The organism is Burkholderia sp. BCC0044 (assembly GCF_902832955.1).
Classification (GTDB): Bacteria; Pseudomonadota; Gammaproteobacteria; order Burkholderiales; family Burkholderiaceae; genus Burkholderia.
Window position 1 is genome coordinate 1,293,110 of sequence record NZ_CADFDO010000001.1, and the last position, 16,105, is coordinate 1,309,214.

General features: G+C 67.1%; 14 protein-coding genes. 3 read left to right on the forward strand and 11 right to left on the reverse strand.

What is annotated here, in order from left to right; genetic code table 11:
* Positions 1-84 precede the first annotated feature (84 nt).
* On the reverse strand, positions 85-2,130 hold the full coding sequence (gene uvrC / locus HWX14_RS05705) for an excinuclease ABC subunit UvrC (protein ID WP_175881896.1): 2,046 nt from the start codon (positions 2,128-2,130) through the stop codon (positions 85-87).
* Positions 2,131-2,206: 76 nt separating this feature from the next.
* Between uvrC and earP the strand changes: the two genes are divergently transcribed.
* The 3 genes from earP to HWX14_RS05720 all read left to right on the forward strand — a co-directional run bounded on the left by earP (position 2,207) and on the right by HWX14_RS05720 (position 5,748).
* A complete protein-coding gene (gene earP, locus HWX14_RS05710; protein WP_175881897.1) occupies positions 2,207-3,400 on the forward strand; it encodes an elongation factor P maturation arginine rhamnosyltransferase EarP in 1,194 nt (397 codons plus the stop codon).
* A 137-nt stretch (positions 3,401-3,537) separates the two neighbouring features.
* The gene (gene efp / locus HWX14_RS05715) at positions 3,538-4,095 is read left to right on the forward strand and encodes an elongation factor P (RefSeq protein WP_006476487.1); all 558 of its coding nucleotides are present in this window, start codon (positions 3,538-3,540) and stop codon (positions 4,093-4,095) included.
* Positions 4,096-4,362: 267 nt separating this feature from the next.
* Positions 4,363-5,748 carry a sigma-54 dependent transcriptional regulator gene (locus tag HWX14_RS05720; protein WP_175881898.1) on the forward strand — a complete coding sequence of 462 codons (1,386 nt, stop codon included), beginning with the start codon at positions 4,363-4,365 and terminating at the stop codon, positions 5,746-5,748.
* Positions 5,749-5,919: 171 nt separating this feature from the next.
* On the opposite strand, the gene nagZ is transcribed toward HWX14_RS05720, so the two are convergent.
* From nagZ to HWX14_RS05770, 10 genes are all read right to left on the reverse strand, one after another.
* Positions 5,920-6,948 (reverse strand): beta-N-acetylhexosaminidase, encoded by a 1,029-nt coding sequence (gene nagZ / locus HWX14_RS05725; RefSeq protein WP_175881899.1) that lies wholly within the window; start codon positions 6,946-6,948, stop codon positions 5,920-5,922.
* Between the two features lie 16 nt (positions 6,949-6,964).
* The gene (gene acpS / locus HWX14_RS05730; protein ID WP_175881900.1) at positions 6,965-7,411 is read right to left on the reverse strand and encodes a holo-ACP synthase; all 447 of its coding nucleotides are present in this window, start codon (positions 7,409-7,411) and stop codon (positions 6,965-6,967) included.
* An 81-nt stretch (positions 7,412-7,492) separates the two neighbouring features.
* Positions 7,493-8,269, reverse strand: a complete 777-nt coding sequence (pdxJ, locus tag HWX14_RS05735; RefSeq protein WP_011544945.1) for a pyridoxine 5'-phosphate synthase — start codon at positions 8,267-8,269, stop codon at positions 7,493-7,495.
* On the reverse strand, positions 8,266-9,102 hold the full coding sequence (recO, locus tag HWX14_RS05740) for a DNA repair protein RecO (protein ID WP_006476492.1): 837 nt from the start codon (positions 9,100-9,102) through the stop codon (positions 8,266-8,268). Before recO ends, pdxJ begins: the two co-directional genes overlap by 4 nt.
* A complete protein-coding gene (gene era / locus HWX14_RS05745) occupies positions 9,089-9,988 on the reverse strand; it encodes a GTPase Era (protein WP_006476493.1) in 900 nt (299 codons plus the stop codon). The genes recO and era overlap by 14 nt, the downstream gene beginning before the upstream one ends.
* A 60-nt stretch (positions 9,989-10,048) precedes the next feature.
* On the reverse strand, positions 10,049-11,287 hold the full coding sequence (rnc, locus tag HWX14_RS05750) for a ribonuclease III (RefSeq protein ID WP_175882352.1): 1,239 nt from the start codon (positions 11,285-11,287) through the stop codon (positions 10,049-10,051).
* 154 nt (positions 11,288-11,441) lie between these two features.
* A complete protein-coding gene (gene lepB / locus HWX14_RS05755; RefSeq protein ID WP_175881901.1) occupies positions 11,442-12,335 on the reverse strand; it encodes a signal peptidase I in 894 nt (297 codons plus the stop codon).
* Positions 12,336-12,351: 16 nt separating this feature from the next.
* The gene (lepA, locus tag HWX14_RS05760) at positions 12,352-14,145 is read right to left on the reverse strand and encodes a translation elongation factor 4 (protein ID WP_175881902.1); all 1,794 of its coding nucleotides are present in this window, start codon (positions 14,143-14,145) and stop codon (positions 12,352-12,354) included.
* 197 nt (positions 14,146-14,342) lie between these two features.
* On the reverse strand, positions 14,343-14,579 hold the full coding sequence (locus tag HWX14_RS05765) for a glutaredoxin family protein (RefSeq protein ID WP_152855350.1): 237 nt from the start codon (positions 14,577-14,579) through the stop codon (positions 14,343-14,345).
* A gap of 7 nt (positions 14,580-14,586) precedes the next feature.
* Positions 14,587-16,089, reverse strand: coding sequence for a DegQ family serine endoprotease (locus HWX14_RS05770; RefSeq protein ID WP_175881903.1), 1,503 nt, complete (start codon positions 16,087-16,089; stop codon positions 14,587-14,589).
* Positions 16,090-16,105 lie beyond the last annotated feature (16 nt).

Consider the following 16,105-nt stretch of genomic DNA (forward strand, 5'->3'; position numbering starts at 1 on the left):
CGGGACAGTAAAGGATTCGCAATTGTGCCGTGTCGACCGGCCTGCCACAAGAACGCTGGCGAGGCAGCCGGCCGCACGGCCGCGTCAGTGAAGCTGCTTGTAGATCTGCTCGGCGAGCGCGTGCGAAATGCCTTCGACGCTCGCCAGTTCCTCGACACTCGCGGCCACCACGCCGCGCAACCCGCCGAAGCGCGCGAGCAGCCGCTGCCGGCGCTTCGCGCCGACGCCCTCGAGTTCCTCGAGCCGCGACGTCTGGCGCGCCTTCGCCCGCTTCGCCCGCATGCCGGTGATCGCGAAGCGGTGCGCCTCGTCGCGGATCTGCGCGACGAGCATCAGCGCGGCGCTCTCCTTGCCGAGTTCGAGCGGCGCGCGGCCGTCCGCGAACACCAGCGTCTCGAGGCCGACCTTGCGCCCCTCGCCTTTCGCGACGCCGACCAGCATCGACGTGTCGAGGCCAAGTTCGGTGAATACCTGGCGCGCGATCTCGACCTGACCCTTGCCGCCGTCGATCAGCACGATGTTCGGCAGCAGGCTCGACGCCTCGGCCTCGCGCGTCGATTCGCCGTCGATGCCGGCCGCTTCGTCGGCGGCCGCCGCCTGCGCGGCCTGCTCGACCATCTTCTCGTAGCGGCGCGTCAGCACCTGCCGCATCGCCGCGTAATCGTCGCCCGGCGTGATGCCCGTGATGTTGTAGCGGCGGTATTCGCTCGACTGCATCTTGTGATGGTGATAGACGACGCACGACGCCTGCGTCGCCTCGCCCATCGTATGGCTGATGTCGAAGCATTCGATCCGCAGCGTCGCGAGATCGTCGCTGTCGTAGCTGAGCGTGTCGGCCAGCGCGCGCGTGCGCGCCTGCTGCGAACCCTGCTCGGACAGCAGCCGCGCGAGCGCGAGCCGCGCGTTCTGCTCGGCCATCGACAGCCACGCGCGCCGCTGCCCCTGCGGCTGCCGCACCAGCGACACCTTGTGGCCGGCCTGCTCGGACAGCAGCGCCAGCAGGTCGCGGCTCGCGGGCGCATGGCTGACGACGAGCACCGGCGGCACGCGGTTGCCGAGATAGTGCTGCGCGATGAACGCATCGAGCACCTCGGCCTCGACCGATGCCGCCGCCGTGCCGCGCGCGCCGCCGGCCTCTTCCGCCGGCTGATCGGGCACCGCGTCGACCGGCGTGTCGAGCGTCGCATCGACCGCCTCCGCCGGCTCAGCTTCTTCGCCGAGACCGCCTTCCGCGAGCGTCAGCGCACTTTCGACGTGCGTCGGGAAATACGCCTTGTCGCCGAGGTGCCGGCCGCCGCGCACCATCGCGAGGTTCACGCACACGCGTCCGCCCAGCGCGACGACGGCCAGGATGTCGACGTCGCTGTCGCCGCCGACCTCGATCGCCTGCTGGTGCAGCACCGTCGCGAGCGAGCTCATCTGGTTGCGCACGGCCGCCGCCTGCTCGAATTTCAGCTCGGCCGCGAACGCGTGCATCTTCTGCTCGAGTTCCTTCATCACTTCGGACTGCCGGCCGAGCAGGAATCGCGCGGCGTTCGACACGTCGACCGCGTAATCCTCGGCGGAGATCGCGCCGACGCACGGCGCGGTGCAGCGCCCGATCTGATGCAGCAGGCATGGCCGCGTGCGGTTGTTGAAGACCGAATCCTCGCAGGTGCGCAACTGGAACACGCGCTGCAGGATCTGGATGCTCTCGCGCACGGCCCATGCACTGGGGAACGGCCCGAAGTACTGGTTCTGCTTGTCGACCGAGCCGCGGTAGTAGGCCATCCGCGGAAAGCGGTGCGCGGTGAGTTTCAGGTACGGATACGACTTGTCGTCGCGAAACAGGATGTTGTAACGCGGCGCGAGCGCCTTGATCAGGTTGTTCTCGAGCAGCAGCGCTTCGGCTTCCGAGCGCGTGACGGTCGTTTCGATGCGCGCGATGCGCGTGACCATCATCGCGATGCGCGGCGACAGTTGCGTCTTCGTGAAATAGCTCGACACGCGCTTTTTCAGGTCGCGCGCCTTGCCGACGTAGAGCACGGCGCCCGTCGTGTCGTAATAGCGATAGACACCCGGCATGTGCGGCAACTGCGCAAGGATCTTCTTCGGTTCGAACGGAGTAGCGGAGGCTTCTGGGGATGTCATGCGTGATCCGGGCGCCTTGTAACGCGGAACGGGTCTATTAGAATCGCCAGTTTAGAGCATTCACCCGTCCGCTTCGATGCCACGCCCCCCCGCTGCCCCCCTCTCCGCCGTGCCGCTCGCGCCGGGCGAACCGATCGCCTGCGACCTCTTCTGCACGGTGATCGACAATTTCGGCGACATCGGCGTGTGCTGGCGCGTCGCCCGGCAGCTCGCGCACGAGCACGGCTGGCAGGTCCGGCTGTTCGTCGACGACCTGCACACGTTCGCGCGCCTGCGGCCGGAAGTCGATCCCGACGCGGGGCGGCAGACGGTCGACGCGATCGTGATCGAGCACTGGCATGCGGAAGTCGGCGACGCGCTGGACATCGCCGATGTCGTGATCGAGGCGTTCGCATGCGAGCTGCCCGGCGCGTATCTCGCGGCGATGGCGCGGCGCGCGCGGCGCCCCGTGTGGATCAACCTCGAATACCTGAGCGCCGAGGACTGGGTCGCCGATTTCCATTTGCGGCCGTCGCCGCATCCGCGCTACCCGCTGCTGAAGACGTTCTTCTTCCCGGGTCTGTCGGCCGGCACCGGCGGCGTGCCGAAGGAGCGCGACCTCGACGCGCGCCGCGCGGCCTTCGACGCCGATCCGGCAGCCCGCGCCGCGTGGTGGCGACGCGCGACCGGCGGCGCGCCGCCCGCGCCCGGCACGACGGTCGTCAGCCTGTTCGCCTACGAGAATCCGGCCGTCGACGCGCTGCTCGCGCAGTGGCGCGACGGCCCGTCGCCGATCGTCGCGCTCGTGCCGACCGGCCGCCTGTCGCCCGCCGTCGCGCGTTTCTTCGGGGTCGAATCGTTCACGGCCGGCGCACAGGCGCATAGCGGCAACCTGACCGCCCATGGCCTCGCATTCGTTCCGCAGGCCGACTACGACCCGCTGCTGTGGGTCGCCGATCTCAATTTCGTGCGCGGCGAGGATTCGTTCGTCCGTGCGCAGTGGGCGCGCAAGCCGTTCGTGTGGCACATCTACCCGCAGGCCGACGACGTGCACCTGCCCAAGCTCGACGCCGCGCTCGCGCACCTGTCGGCCGGCCTCGCCGATGCGCCGCGCGCGGCGCTCGAGCGGTTCTGGCATGCGTGGAACGGCGCCGGCACGCCCGACTGGGCCGATTTCTGGCAGCACCGCGCCGCGCTGGACGCCAATGCGCTCCGCTGGGCCGACGCGCTGGCGGCCGTCGGCGATCTCGCCGGAAAGCTGGCGGAATACGCAAAATCTCAGTTAAAATAAGCGGTTATCCGACGGCTGACCACGCAAGCGCTCGCGTTTGGGCACTTGGCGCCCACCGGAACGCCCCGCCGCTTGCGCCGTCAGCCGTTGCGCAACGCTCAGGCACCTATTTATTTGATTGGATCAGGACAGTTTTTATGAAGACCGCACAGGAACTCCGCGTAGGCAACGTCGTGCAGATCGGCAGCGAAGCATGGGTCATCGCAAAGGCGGAATACAACAAGTCGGGTCGTAACTCGGCCGTCGTCAAGATGAAGATGAAGAACCTGCTGTCGAACGCAGGCCAGGAATCGGTCTACAAGGCTGACGACAAGTTCGAAGTCGTCGTGCTCGACCGCAAGGAAGTGACGTACTCGTACTTCGCCGACCCGATGTACGTGTTCATGGACGCCGACTACAACCAGTACGAAGTCGAAGCCGAAATGATGGGCGAAGCGCTGAACTACCTCGAAGACGGCATGGCTTGCGAAGTCGTGTTCTACAACGAGAAGGCGATCTCGGTCGAACTGCCGACGGTCCTCGTTCGCGAAATCACCTACACGGAACCGGCCGTCAAGGGCGACACGTCGTCGGGCAAGGTGCTGAAGAACGCGAAGCTGGCGACCGGCTTCGAGCTGCAAGTGCCGCTGTTCTGCAACACCGGCGACAAGATCGAAATCGATACGCGCACGAACGAATACCGCAGCCGCGCGTAATCGTCAGCAGCAGCCGCATCGAACAAAGCGCCCTTCGGGGCGCTTTTTGTTTGCCTGGCGCCAACAGCTGCCACAAGTCGGCGCGATAAGCAGCACAAAAGCCACCGGTAAAGATATTCAATTTGTATCATCGGTAACTGTTTTATAGCGCCGGAGAAATAATGCGCGTGACGCGTTCGGCGGGGCATAAAATCAGTCTTTAATCCGACATGCGGCTGCGGTCCGCTGGCCGACAGCCCGCCTCTCTTGACTCGACTCGCGTCCACCATGCCACACGCCCTGATTGTCGAAGACGATCCCAACAGCCTGTCAGGCCTCACCGCGCTGCTCGCCGCAGACGGCTTCTCGGTCGACACGGCCACGTCGCTCGCCGAAGCGCGCACGGCGCTCGGCCGCTCGATCCCCGACGTCGTGCTCGTCGACCTGAACCTGCCGGACGGCAGCGGCTTCGACCTGCTCCAGCACCTGCCGCAGCAACAGCCGAACGGCTCGCTGCCCGTGATCGTGCTGACGGGCAACGCGACGGTCGAGAGCGCCATCGAGGGCCTGCGTCACGGCATCTGGGACTACCTGCTGAAGCCGATCAACATCCCGCGCCTGCGCAGCCTGCTCGCGCGGATCCCCCGCCCGTACGAACTGATCGACGAAGTGCAGTCGCTGCGTGCGTCGCTGCGCCATCTCGGCCGCTTCGGCGCGCTCGTCGGCCGCAGCGATGCGATGCAGCACGTGTACGACATGATCGAACACAACGCCCGCACCGAAACGGCCGTGCTGTTCTCGGGCGAAGCCGGCACCGGCAAGAAGCTCGCCGCGCGCACGCTGCACGAACTGAGCCGGCGCCGCAAGGGGCCGTTCGTCTCGTTCGACTGCCGCATGCTCGCGCAGGCCGGCCGGCACGGCGCGTCGCTCGACAGCGTGCTGTTCGGCCATGAACGCGGTGCGTTCGACGGCGCCGAGCGCCGCGAATCGGGCCTGTTCGAGCAGGCCGGCGGCGGCACGCTGTTCCTCGACGAAATCACCGCGCTGCCGCTGGTGCTGCAGGAAGCGCTGTTGAACGCGCTCGATTCGCAGAACTTCATGCGGATCGGCGGCACGAGCTCGATCACCAGCGATTTCCGGCTGATCGCGGCCACGCGCCGCCCGGCCCGCGAAGCGGTGGCGAACGGCACGCTGCGCGAGGATCTGTGGCTGCGCCTCGACGCGGCGTCGATCACGATGCCGCCGCTGCGCGAGCGCGACGGCGATGCGCTCGCGATCGCCGATGCGCAGATCGACGAACTGAACCGCGAAGCGCGCGCGACCGGCCGCAGCACGACCGACAAACGGGCGGCGCCGGGCTTCGTGCGCGAATGCCTGTCGTACGAATGGCCGGGCAACGTGCGCGAGCTGCAGGAACGCGTGCGTTTCGCGTACGACGCGTCGGGCGACTTCATCGAGACGCTGCGTGCGGGCGAGGCCAGCTTCTCCGCCGGCGCCGCGCTGAACGGCAGCAGCGTGCAGATCAAGGTCGGCACGCCGCTGTCGGACGTCGAGGATCTGCTGATCCGCGCGACGCTCGACGCGGTCGGCGGGACGCGCCACCGCGCGGCGACGCTGCTCGGCATCAGCCCGAAGACGCTGTACAACAAGCTGCAGCGGATGAAGGTGAACTGAGCGGGCGGCGCCCGAATACGGTGCTGGTCGGATCCGACCGTTAGTTGCGTCTTAACTCGTTCCGGCGACGGCACGAATCGGGCTGTCGCAACCCACAAAAAAGCCGCGCTCCTGCGCGGCTTTTTCGTTTGGGGCGACCGGAACGGCGCGACCCGCGCCATCCCTGCCCGCTTACGCCAGCGCGCTCTTCAACAGCGCCTGCGCCTGCAGATACTCGGGCTGCGCGATCAGCTTGTCCCACTTGAGCGCCTTGCCGCGCGCGCGCATCCGCTTGATGCGCCGCGCCGACTCGGCCGAGGCCCGCGCCTTCAGTCCGTTCAGCACGACTTCGGCCGCGTCCGGCTGATTACAGACGAGCACCATGTCGCAACCGGCGGCGAGCGCGGCGTCGGCTGCCTGCGTAAGCGTGCCGCCTTCGCGGGCAGCCTCCATCGACAGGTCGTCGCTGAAGATCGCGCCCGTGAAGCCGAGCTTGCCGCGCAGGATGTCCTGCAGCCACACGCGCGAGAACCCGGCCGGCCGCTTGTCGACCTGCGTGTAGATCACGTGCGCGGGAATCACCGCGGACAGCGACAGGCCGAGCCAGTCGTACGGCGCGACGTCCTGCTTGAGGATCGCATCGAGCGTGCGGTCGTCGGTCGGCAGCGCGACGTGCGAATCGGCCTCTGCGAAGCCGTGCCCGGGAAAATGCTTGCCGCAGTTCGCCATGCCGGCGAGCGACAGCCCGTGGTTCAGGCTCTTCGCGAGCAGCGTGACGACGCGCGGGTCGCGATGGAACGCGCGATCGCCGATCACCTTCGAGTGCCCGTAGTCGAGATCGAGCACCGGCGTGAAGCTCATGTCGATTCCGCACGCGCGCAACTCGGCGGCCAGGATGTAGCCGACGGCGGTCGCGACCTCCGTCGCGAGCAGCACGTCGCGATCCCACAGTTCGCCGAGGCGGCGCATCGCGGGCAGCACCGTGAAGCCGTCGGTGCGGAACCGCTGCACGCGCCCGCCTTCGTGATCGACGGCGATCAGGATGTCTTCGCGCACCGCGCGGATCGCGTCGGTCAGCGCGGTCAGTTGCGCACGATTCTGGAAGTGCCGCGCGAACAGGATCACGCCGCCGGTATTCGGATGCGCGAGGCGCCGCGCATCGTCGCGCGACAGGGTCGTGCCGACGACGTCGAGCATGACCGGGCCGGGAGTCGTTTTCATCGAATCGGGAATTCCGTCAGGAGGAGGTTCGGGAAACAGGTGCAGGTGCAGGTGCAGGGGCCGGCGCGGCGTCGGTTTCGGCGACCACGAACGACACCGCGTAGTCGCGTTCGTCGCTGACCGTCACGCGCGCCGTGATGCCGCGCGCGGCCAGCCAGTCGGCCAGCTCGCCCGACGCGACCACGTACGGCTCGCCGCTTGGATGGTTGAGCGTCTGCAGCGCGCGCCACGTCATCGGCCAGTGCATGCCGAGCCCGATCGCCTTCGAGAACGCTTCCTTCGCGGAGAAGCGCGTCGCGAGAAACGCGATGCCGCGCGCCTCGGAGCGTGCACGCCGCGCGTGGAACACGCGCAGTTCGTCAGGGCCGAGCACCTTCTCGGCAAACCGCCCGCCCGTGCGTTCGAGCACGGCCGCGACGCGGCTCACCTGCGCGATGTCGGTGCCGATGCCGTAAATCGCCATGTCAGTCTCCGCCGGGGTAGCCCGGCGAGGCCGGGTCAGGCGCGTCGCACACGCCGTGCGGGGCGCGGCGGCCTCGCATCGTCAGCGCGCGCCGCCGTGCAGCGCGGCGACGCGTGCGGCGACCATGATCGCCTTCATCTCGCGCACCGCGTTGTCCCAGCCCGCGAAGATCGCGTGCGCGACGATCGCGTGGCCGATGTTCAGCTCGACGATGCCGTCGATCGCGGCGATTTGCTGCACGTTCGTGTAGTGCAGCCCGTGGCCCGCATTGACCTTCAGGCCAAGCCGCGCGCCGGCCTGCACGCCCGCGACGATACGCTCGTATTCGCGCTGCTGCTCCGCTTCGTCGTGCGCTTCGGCGTAGCGGCCCGTATGCAGTTCGATCACCGGCGCGCCGGCTTCGTGCGCGGCGCGGATCTGCGTGTCGTCCGGGTCGATGAACAGCGACACGCGCACGCCCACGTCGGCAAGCTGCTTGCACGCCGCGCGGACGGCCTCGAAATGGCCGGCCACGTCGAGACCGCCTTCGGTCGTCAGTTCCTCGCGCTTCTCCGGCACGAGGCACGCATCGTGCGGACGCACTTCGCACGCGATGTCGAGCATCTCGGCCGTCACCGCGCATTCGAGGTTCATGCGCGTCTTCAGCAGCGGGCGCAGCTCGCGCACGTCGGCGTCGACGATGTGACGACGATCCTCGCGCAAATGCAGCGTGATCGCATCCGCACCGGCCTCTTCGGCGGCGAGCGCCGCGCGGATCGGATCGGGATAGCGCGTGCCGCGCGCATTGCGCAGCGTCGCGACGTGGTCGATGTTCACGCCGAGGTCGATGGCGGTGGGCGTTGTCAGGAAGAAGCTCATAGGTTTTGCAGGTCGATCAGGATCTGACGCGTGGCGAGCGGCGTGCCGCCGAGATAGGTGTTCAGCAGGAAGCGCATCAGCGTCTTGCTCTGCGCGACCGTCTGGGCTCGATGGTAATCGTCCTGCTCCATGTCGAGCAACGTCTGCCCGGTGATGACCGGCCAGTGCGACGGCACGTCGTCGTCCGCGTTGCGCACGCCGCGCTCGGGATCGAACACGTAGCGGCGCTCGGGTTCGACCGCGCGACGCGCGACCGTGCGGTTCAGCGCCATCGCATAGCCGGTCTCGCGCAGCAGCACGCGCTCGAACGAGCGCAGCACCTGCACGGCGGGTTCGCCGTGCGCGAGGCGCGTGAGGGTCAGCACGTAATGATTGAACAGCGGCGGCTGCGGATCCTCGCGCGCGCAGAATTTCACGAGCAGCTCGTTCGCGTAGAAACCGCACAACAGCCCGTCGCCGCCGAGCGGCAGCATCCCGCCGACCCACTCGGCGCCCGTCAGCGTGCGCACCTCGGATTTGCCGGACCACGACAGCAGCAGCGGCTGGAACGTCTGCAAGACGCCGCGCAACGCGGAGTGCGGGCGCTTCGCACCCTTCGCGACGAGCGCGAGCCGGCCGTGGTCGCGCGTCAGCACGTCGACGATCAGGCTCGTTTCCCGATACGGATAGCTGTGCAGCACGAACGCCGGCTGCTCGGCGACGCGGAAATCGGACGTGCGAGACGTCGCGCGCCGCGCCTTGCGCGGCGGTTCGGGCGGCGCCGGCAGCGGCGCGTCGTTCGCGCCGGCCGTCACCGCGTCCTCGGTCGACGTCAGCGCGTCATTCGTACCCATAGGCACGCAGCCCCGCCTCGTTGTCGGCCCAGCCGCTCTTCACCTTCACGAAGGTCTCGAGGTACACGGGGCCGTCGAACAGCTTTTCCATGTCCATCCGCGCCTCGGTGCTGATCTGCTTGAGCTTCTCGCCCTTCTTGCCGATCACCATCGCCTTGTGCGAATCGCGCTCGACGAGGATCGTCGCGAAGATGCGCTTCAGGCGGCCCTCCTCCTCGAACTTGTCGATCAGCACGGTGCTCGTGTACGGCAGTTCGTCGCCGGTCCAGCGGAATACCTTCTCGCGCAGGATTTCGGCCGCGAGGAAGCGCGAACTGCGGTCGGTCAGCTCGTCCTCGCCGTAGATCGGCTCGCCTTCCGGCAGGTACGGCTTGATCGTGTCCAGCAGGCGCTTGATGTCTTCGGGCTTCTGCGCCGACAGCGGCACGAGCTCGGTGAATTCGCGCAGTTCGCTCACCTTCTGCATGAACGGGAACAGCGTGGCCTTGTCGTTCACGCGGTCGATCTTGTTCGCGATCAGCAGCGTCGGCATGCCGGGCGGAATCAGGTCGAGCACCTTCTGGTCGTCGGGGCCGAAGCGGCCGGCCTCGATCACGAACAGGATCACGTCGACCGACGTCAGCGTCGACGTGACCGCGCGGTTCAGCGAACGGTTCAGCGCGGTGCTGTGACGGGTCTGGAAGCCGGGCGTGTCGACGAACACGAATTGCGCGTCGTCGAACGTGTTGATGCCGGTGATGCGGTGGCGGGTCGTCTGCGCCTTGCGCGACGTGATGCTGATCTTCTGGCCGACGAGTGCGTTCATCAACGTCGACTTGCCGACGTTCGGGCGGCCCACGATCGCGATCATGCCGCAACGGAAACCGGTAGGAGCGGGAGTGTTCATATCGTTTGGGAGACAGGTTCGGAAACGGCCGCGCGGCGCGCGGCACGATCGATGGGCAATTCAGTGGTCGGCATCGGCCACGCGCGCCTGCGCGGCAGCCAGGCTCGCGCCGCCGGGCGGCGTGTCGGCGTCGGGCGCCGCGGCATCGCGTGCACGCGGCGGCGTGCGTGCGGCGGAATCGGTGCCCGCGGCAGGCTTGTCGGCCGACGACGATACCGAATCGGCCGTGTGACCGGCCGGCTTGTCGGCGGCGCGCGGTGCGGCCTCGGCGGGCTTTTCCGCCGGCTTTTCCGCGGCCTTGTCGGGCCGCTCGGCCGGTTTGTCGGCAACCTTGTCGGTCGCCGGCTTCGCCGCCCGTTCGCCCTTGTCCGTCGCCGGCTCGACATGCGCCGCGCGAATCGCGGCCATCGGCGCGACGGCCGGCTCGGCGCCCGCAGCAGCAGCAGCGGTTGCCGCCGGCACCGCGCCGGCCGCCCTGGCCTCGCGCGCCGCCGCCCGTTCCTTCCGCTCGGGCGAGCGCAGGTCGAGCGCTTCCTGCACGCCCTTCACGCCCGGCACGATCTCGGGTTCGACATGCTTGGACCCGCGCGCGTTTTTCGAGCGCTTCGGCTTCGCGGCCAGCATCGGCGCGGCCGCCATCACTTCGTCGAGCGCCTTCTTCGCGGCGGCCTGCTCGGCCGCGCGCCGGCTCGCGCCGGAGCCCGATACCTTCACGTCGAGCTTCGGCACCGTGCACTCGACCTCGAACTGCTGATTGTGCGCCGCACCATGCGTCGCGACGACCGTATACGTCGGCAGCGCGATCTTGTGCCCCTGCAGGTATTCCTGCAGCAGCGTCTTCGCGTCCTTGCCGAGCGTGCGCGGATCGATGTGGTCGAGAATCGGGATATAGAGGCGCTTGATGACCCCTTGGGCGGCTTCGAAGCCGCCATCGAGGAACACGGCCCCGATGATGGCTTCGAACGCGTCCGCGAGGATCGACGGGCGGCGGAACCCGCCGCTGCGCAGTTCGCCCTCGCCCAGCCGCAGGCCGTCCGAGATATTCAGGGCCTGAGCAATTTCATACAACGACTGCTGCTTGACGAGATTGGCGCGCACGCGCGACAGGTCACCTTCGTCCAGCTTGCCGAAACGCTGGAACAAAAGGGCGGCCACCGCGCAATTCAGAACGGAATCGCCGAGAAACTCGAGCCGTTCATTGTGCGTGGCACTGTGACTGCGATGGGTCAAAGCCTGGCGCAACAATTCCGCATTGCGAAATTCGTAGCGCAGCCGGCTTTCCAACTGGGATGAGGGCATGTGCAGGAGTATAACGCGGGCGCCCGATCGGGCCGAAACGGCACGGCCGGACACGAAAAGGCGTGACGAGGCGGTGTTACCGCCGGTTCTTAAAGTAGTTCGGCAATACGCGACGCGGCCCGTGCGTCGCGTATTGCGTGTGAATCGAATGCGGTCAGTTGAAGGAGCCGATGCGCTTCAGGTCGCTGAAGTTCATCCAGATGAAGAACGCGCGGCCGACGATGTTCTGGTCGGGCACGAAACCCCAGTAGCGGCTGTCCGCGCTGTTGTCGCGGTTGTCGCCCATCATGAAGTAATGACCGGGCGGCACCTTGCAGATCACGCCTCGGCTGTTGTACGTGCAGTTGTCGCGATACGGATAGTCGTATGCGCCCATCACGAACGGCGGCACGGCCGGGTTGTTGAGGATCGCGTTCTTCCTGTTGCCGATCGTTTCCTCGAACTGCTTCGCGTAATTCTGGCGCTCGTCGTCGAAGAAATCGGGCAGCGGCGTTTCGGGCACCGGCTGGCCGTTGATCGTGAGCTGCTTGTCCTGGTACGCGACGGTATCGCCCGGCAGGCCGATCACGCGCTTGATGTAGTCGACCGACTCGTCCTTCGGATAGCGGAACACGACGACATCGCCGCGCGACAGCGGGCTGCCCTGCGTGATCTTCGTGTTGGTGACCGGCAGGCGCAGCCCGTACTCGAACTTGTTGACGAGGATGAAGTCGCCGACCAGCAGCGTCGGCACCATCGAGCCCGACGGAATCTTGAACGGCTCGACGACGAACGAACGCACGACGAACACGGCCAGGATCACCGGGAAGAAGCTCGCCGTGTACTCGAGCCACCACGGCTGGCGCAGCTTTTCGTCACGCAGCTTCGAACGCGTCTGCGTTGCGTTTTCGTCCGCGAAACGCTTGTCGATGCGCGACTGCTGGCGATCGAACTCCTCGATCGCCGAGTCGGCCGCCTTGCGACGCCGCGGCAGGAACACCAGTTTGTCCAACACCCACGCTACGCCCGTCACGACGACGAGCACAAAAAGAATCAGCGCAAAATTCATAAAAGGATCAGTCCTGTTATTTGTCTTCGACGCGCAAGATCGCGAGGAACGCCTCCTGCGGGATCTCGACCGAACCCACCTGCTTCATGCGTTTCTTACCTTCTTTCTGCTTCTCGAGCAGTTTCTTCTTCCGCGTGATGTCGCCGCCGTAGCACTTCGCGAGCACGTTCTTGCGCAGCGCCTTGATGTTCTCGCGCGCGACGATGTGCGCGCCGATCGCGGCCTGGATCGCCACGTCGTACATCTGGCGCGGAATGATCTCGCGCATCTTCGCGGCGACCTCGCGGCCGCGGTATTGCGACTGCGACCGGTGCACGATGATCGACAGCGCGTCGACCTTGTCGCCGTTGATCAGCATGTCGACCTTCACGACGTCCGACGAACGGTATTCCTTGAACTCGTAGTCCATCGACGCATAGCCGCGCGACACCGACTTCAGGCGATCGAAGAAGTCGAGCACGATTTCCGCCATCGGGATCTCGTACGTGAGCTGCACCTGGCGGCCGTGATACTGCATGTTGATCTGCGAGCCGCGCTTCTGCTCGCACAGCGTGATCACCGAGCCGACGTAATCCTGCGGCATGTAGAGATTCACGGTGACGATCGGCTCGCGCACTTCGCCGATGCGGCCGGGCTCCGGCATCTTCGCCGGGTTCTCGACCATGATCGTCGAGCCGTCGCTCTGCACGACCTCGTAGACGACCGTCGGCGCGGTCGTGATGAGATCCATGTCGAATTCGCGCTCGAGCCGCTCCTGCACGATTTCCATGTGCAGCAGCCCGAGGAAGCCGCAGCGGAAACCGAAGCCGAGCGCCTGCGACACTTCCGGCTCGTACTGCAGCGACGCGTCGTTCAGCTTCAGCTTCTCGAGCGATTCGCGCAGCGCGTCGTACTGGTTCGCCTCGACCGGATAGAGGCCCGCGAACACCTGCGGCTTCACTTCCTTGAAGCCCGGCAGCGGCTCGGCGGCGGCCTTGGTCGCGTGCGTGACGGTATCGCCGACCTTCGCGGCCGTCAGTTCCTTGATGCCGGCGATGATGAAGCCCACCTGCCCGGCCGACAGCGAATCGAGATTGCGCGACTTCGGCGTGAACACGCCGACGTGCTCGACCGGATACTGCGCGCCGGTCGCCATCATCTTGATCTTGTCCTTCGGGCGCAGCGTGCCGTTGACGATGCGCACGAGCATCACGACGCCGACGTAGTTGTCGAACCACGAATCGATGATCAGCGCCTGCAGCGGCGCGGCCGGATCGCCCTTCGGCGGCGGCACCTTCGCGATCAGCGACTCGAGCACGTCTTCGACGCCGAGGCCCGTCTTCGCGCTGCAGCGCGTCGCGTCGGTCGCGTCGATGCCGATCACGTCCTCGATCTCCTCGATCGCGTTCTCGGGGTTCGCGGCCGGCAGGTCGATCTTGTTCAGCACCGGCACGACCTCGACGCCGAGCTCGATCGCCGTGTAGCAGTTCGCGACCGTCTGCGCCTCGACGCCCTGGCTCGCGTCGACCACCAGCAGCGCGCCTTCGCACGCGGACAGCGAACGGCTGACCTCGTACGAGAAGTCGACGTGCCCCGGCGTGTCGATCAGGTTCAGGTTGTAGACCTTGCCGTCGCGTGCGCGATAGGACAACGCGGCAGTCTGCGCCTTGATCGTGATGCCGCGCTCGCGCTCGATATCCATCGAGTCGAGCACCTGCGCTTCCATTTCACGGTCGGCGAGGCCGCCGCATACCTGGATGATGCGATCCGCGAGTGTCGACTTGCCATGGTCGATGTGCGCGATGATCGAGAAATTGCGAATATGATCCATTCAGTGCCGATCAAGCGAAAAAGGCGCGCTCGACGACTGCGGAGCACGCCTTGTGTAAGTCGGTGAAAAAACGGCTTATTTTAGCCGAAAAGGCTTACGCCGGGCGGGATTTCGGACGCCCGCCCCGCGGGAGCCCGGCGGGCCGCCCGCCGGATCGAGCCCCGTGCGAAGCGGCGTCGGCCGGATGCGGGCCAGGTTCAGCGCCGGGCCGCCAGCGCGTCGCGCACCCGCGCGTCGTCGAACCGGTGGCGGCACACTTCCGCGCCGTCCAGCAGCAGCACCGGCACGTCCTCGTCGTAACGCGCGACGAGCGCCGCATCGGTGTCGATGTCGACGTAGTCGACCGCGACGCCGAATTCGGCCGCCACCGGCGCCAGTGCGTCGCGCATGTCGTCGCACAGGTGGCACCAGCCGCGGCCGTAGAGGGTGAACATCGGCGCGTTACTTCTGGGTCGCGCGCGGCCGCACCGGCACGAACTGCGTGTTGTCGCCGCGCCGCACGAGCACCGCGACCGCCTTCTGCGGATCGAGCTGCGCGGTCACGTCGGCGAACTGCTTCGCGTTCGTGATGTCGGTGTCGCCGACGCGCAGCACGATGTCGCCGCGCTGCAGGCCCGCACGGGCGGCCGGGCCGTCGACGCCGTCGATCTGCACGCCGTTCTTCAGCTTCAGCGTCTTCAACTGCTCCGCCGTCAGGTCGCTGACCGTCAGGCCGAGCGAATTGGTCTGGCGCGGCTTCTGCGGCGCGTTCTTGCGCTGCTCGGCCTTCGCGGTCGACTCGGCCGGCGTCTCCGCGATCGTGATCGGCAGATCGCGTGCCTGACCCTTGCGCCACACGCTGACCGTCGCCTTCGTGCCGGGCTTCGTGTCGCCGACCATGCGCGGCAGGTCCGACGCCGCCTCGACCGGACGGCCGTTGAACTTCAGGATAATGTCGCCCGGCTGGATGCCGGCCTTGTCGGCCGGGCCGCCCGGCTCGACGCTGCTGACGAGCGCGCCTTCGGCCTTCGGCAGCCCGATCGAGTCGGCCACGTCCTTCGTCACCTCGCCGATCGCCACCGCGATCCGGCCGCGCGTGACCTTGCCCGTCGCCTTCAGCTGGTCGGCCACGCGCATCGCTTCATCGATCGGAATCGCGAACGAAATGCCCATGAAGCCGCCGGTGCGGCTGTAGATCTGCGAGTTGATGCCGATCACCTCGCCCTGCATGTTGATCAGCGGGCCGCCCGAGTTGCCGGGGTTCACGGCGACGTCGGTCTGGATGAACGGCAGGTAGTCGCCCGTGTTGCGGCTCTTCGAGCTGACGATGCCGGCCGTGACCGTGTTGTCGAGGCCGAACGGCGAACCGATCGCGACGACCCACTCGCCGACGCGCACCTTGTTCGAATCGCCGATCGCGACGACCGGCAGGTTCGACGCCTGGATCTTGACGACCGCGACGTCCGTCCGGTCGTCGACGCCGATCAGCTTCGCCTTGAATTCGCGCTTGTCGGTCAGCGTCACGTAGATGGTGTCCGCATCGTCGACGACGTGCGCATTGGTCATCACGTAACCGTCGGCCGACACGATGAAGCCGGAGCCGACGCCGCGGTTCTGCTCGGTGTCGGGCCCGTTGTCCGGCGCCGGCGCGTTCTTCGGGTTGCTGCCGTTGCCGCCGCCGTTGCCGGGCGCCTGCGGCAGCGGGATGCCGAAGAAGCGCCGGAAGAATTCCGACATGTCGCCGTTGTCGAAGCCAGGCGGGAGCATTCCGCGCGGGCCGCTCGTCGGCACGTTGGCGGTGGTCCGGATGTTCACGACGGCCGGGCCGACCTTTTCGACCAGATCGGCGAAGTCGGGCAGACTGGCAGCAGGAGGCGTGACAGCGACCGCGGTTTGCGGGACGAGCGGCAGGCAGGCACACAGCGCCGCCGCCGCGAGCACTTTGCGCAGCGTGAGTTTCGTCATGTCGGAAGCCGTAGCG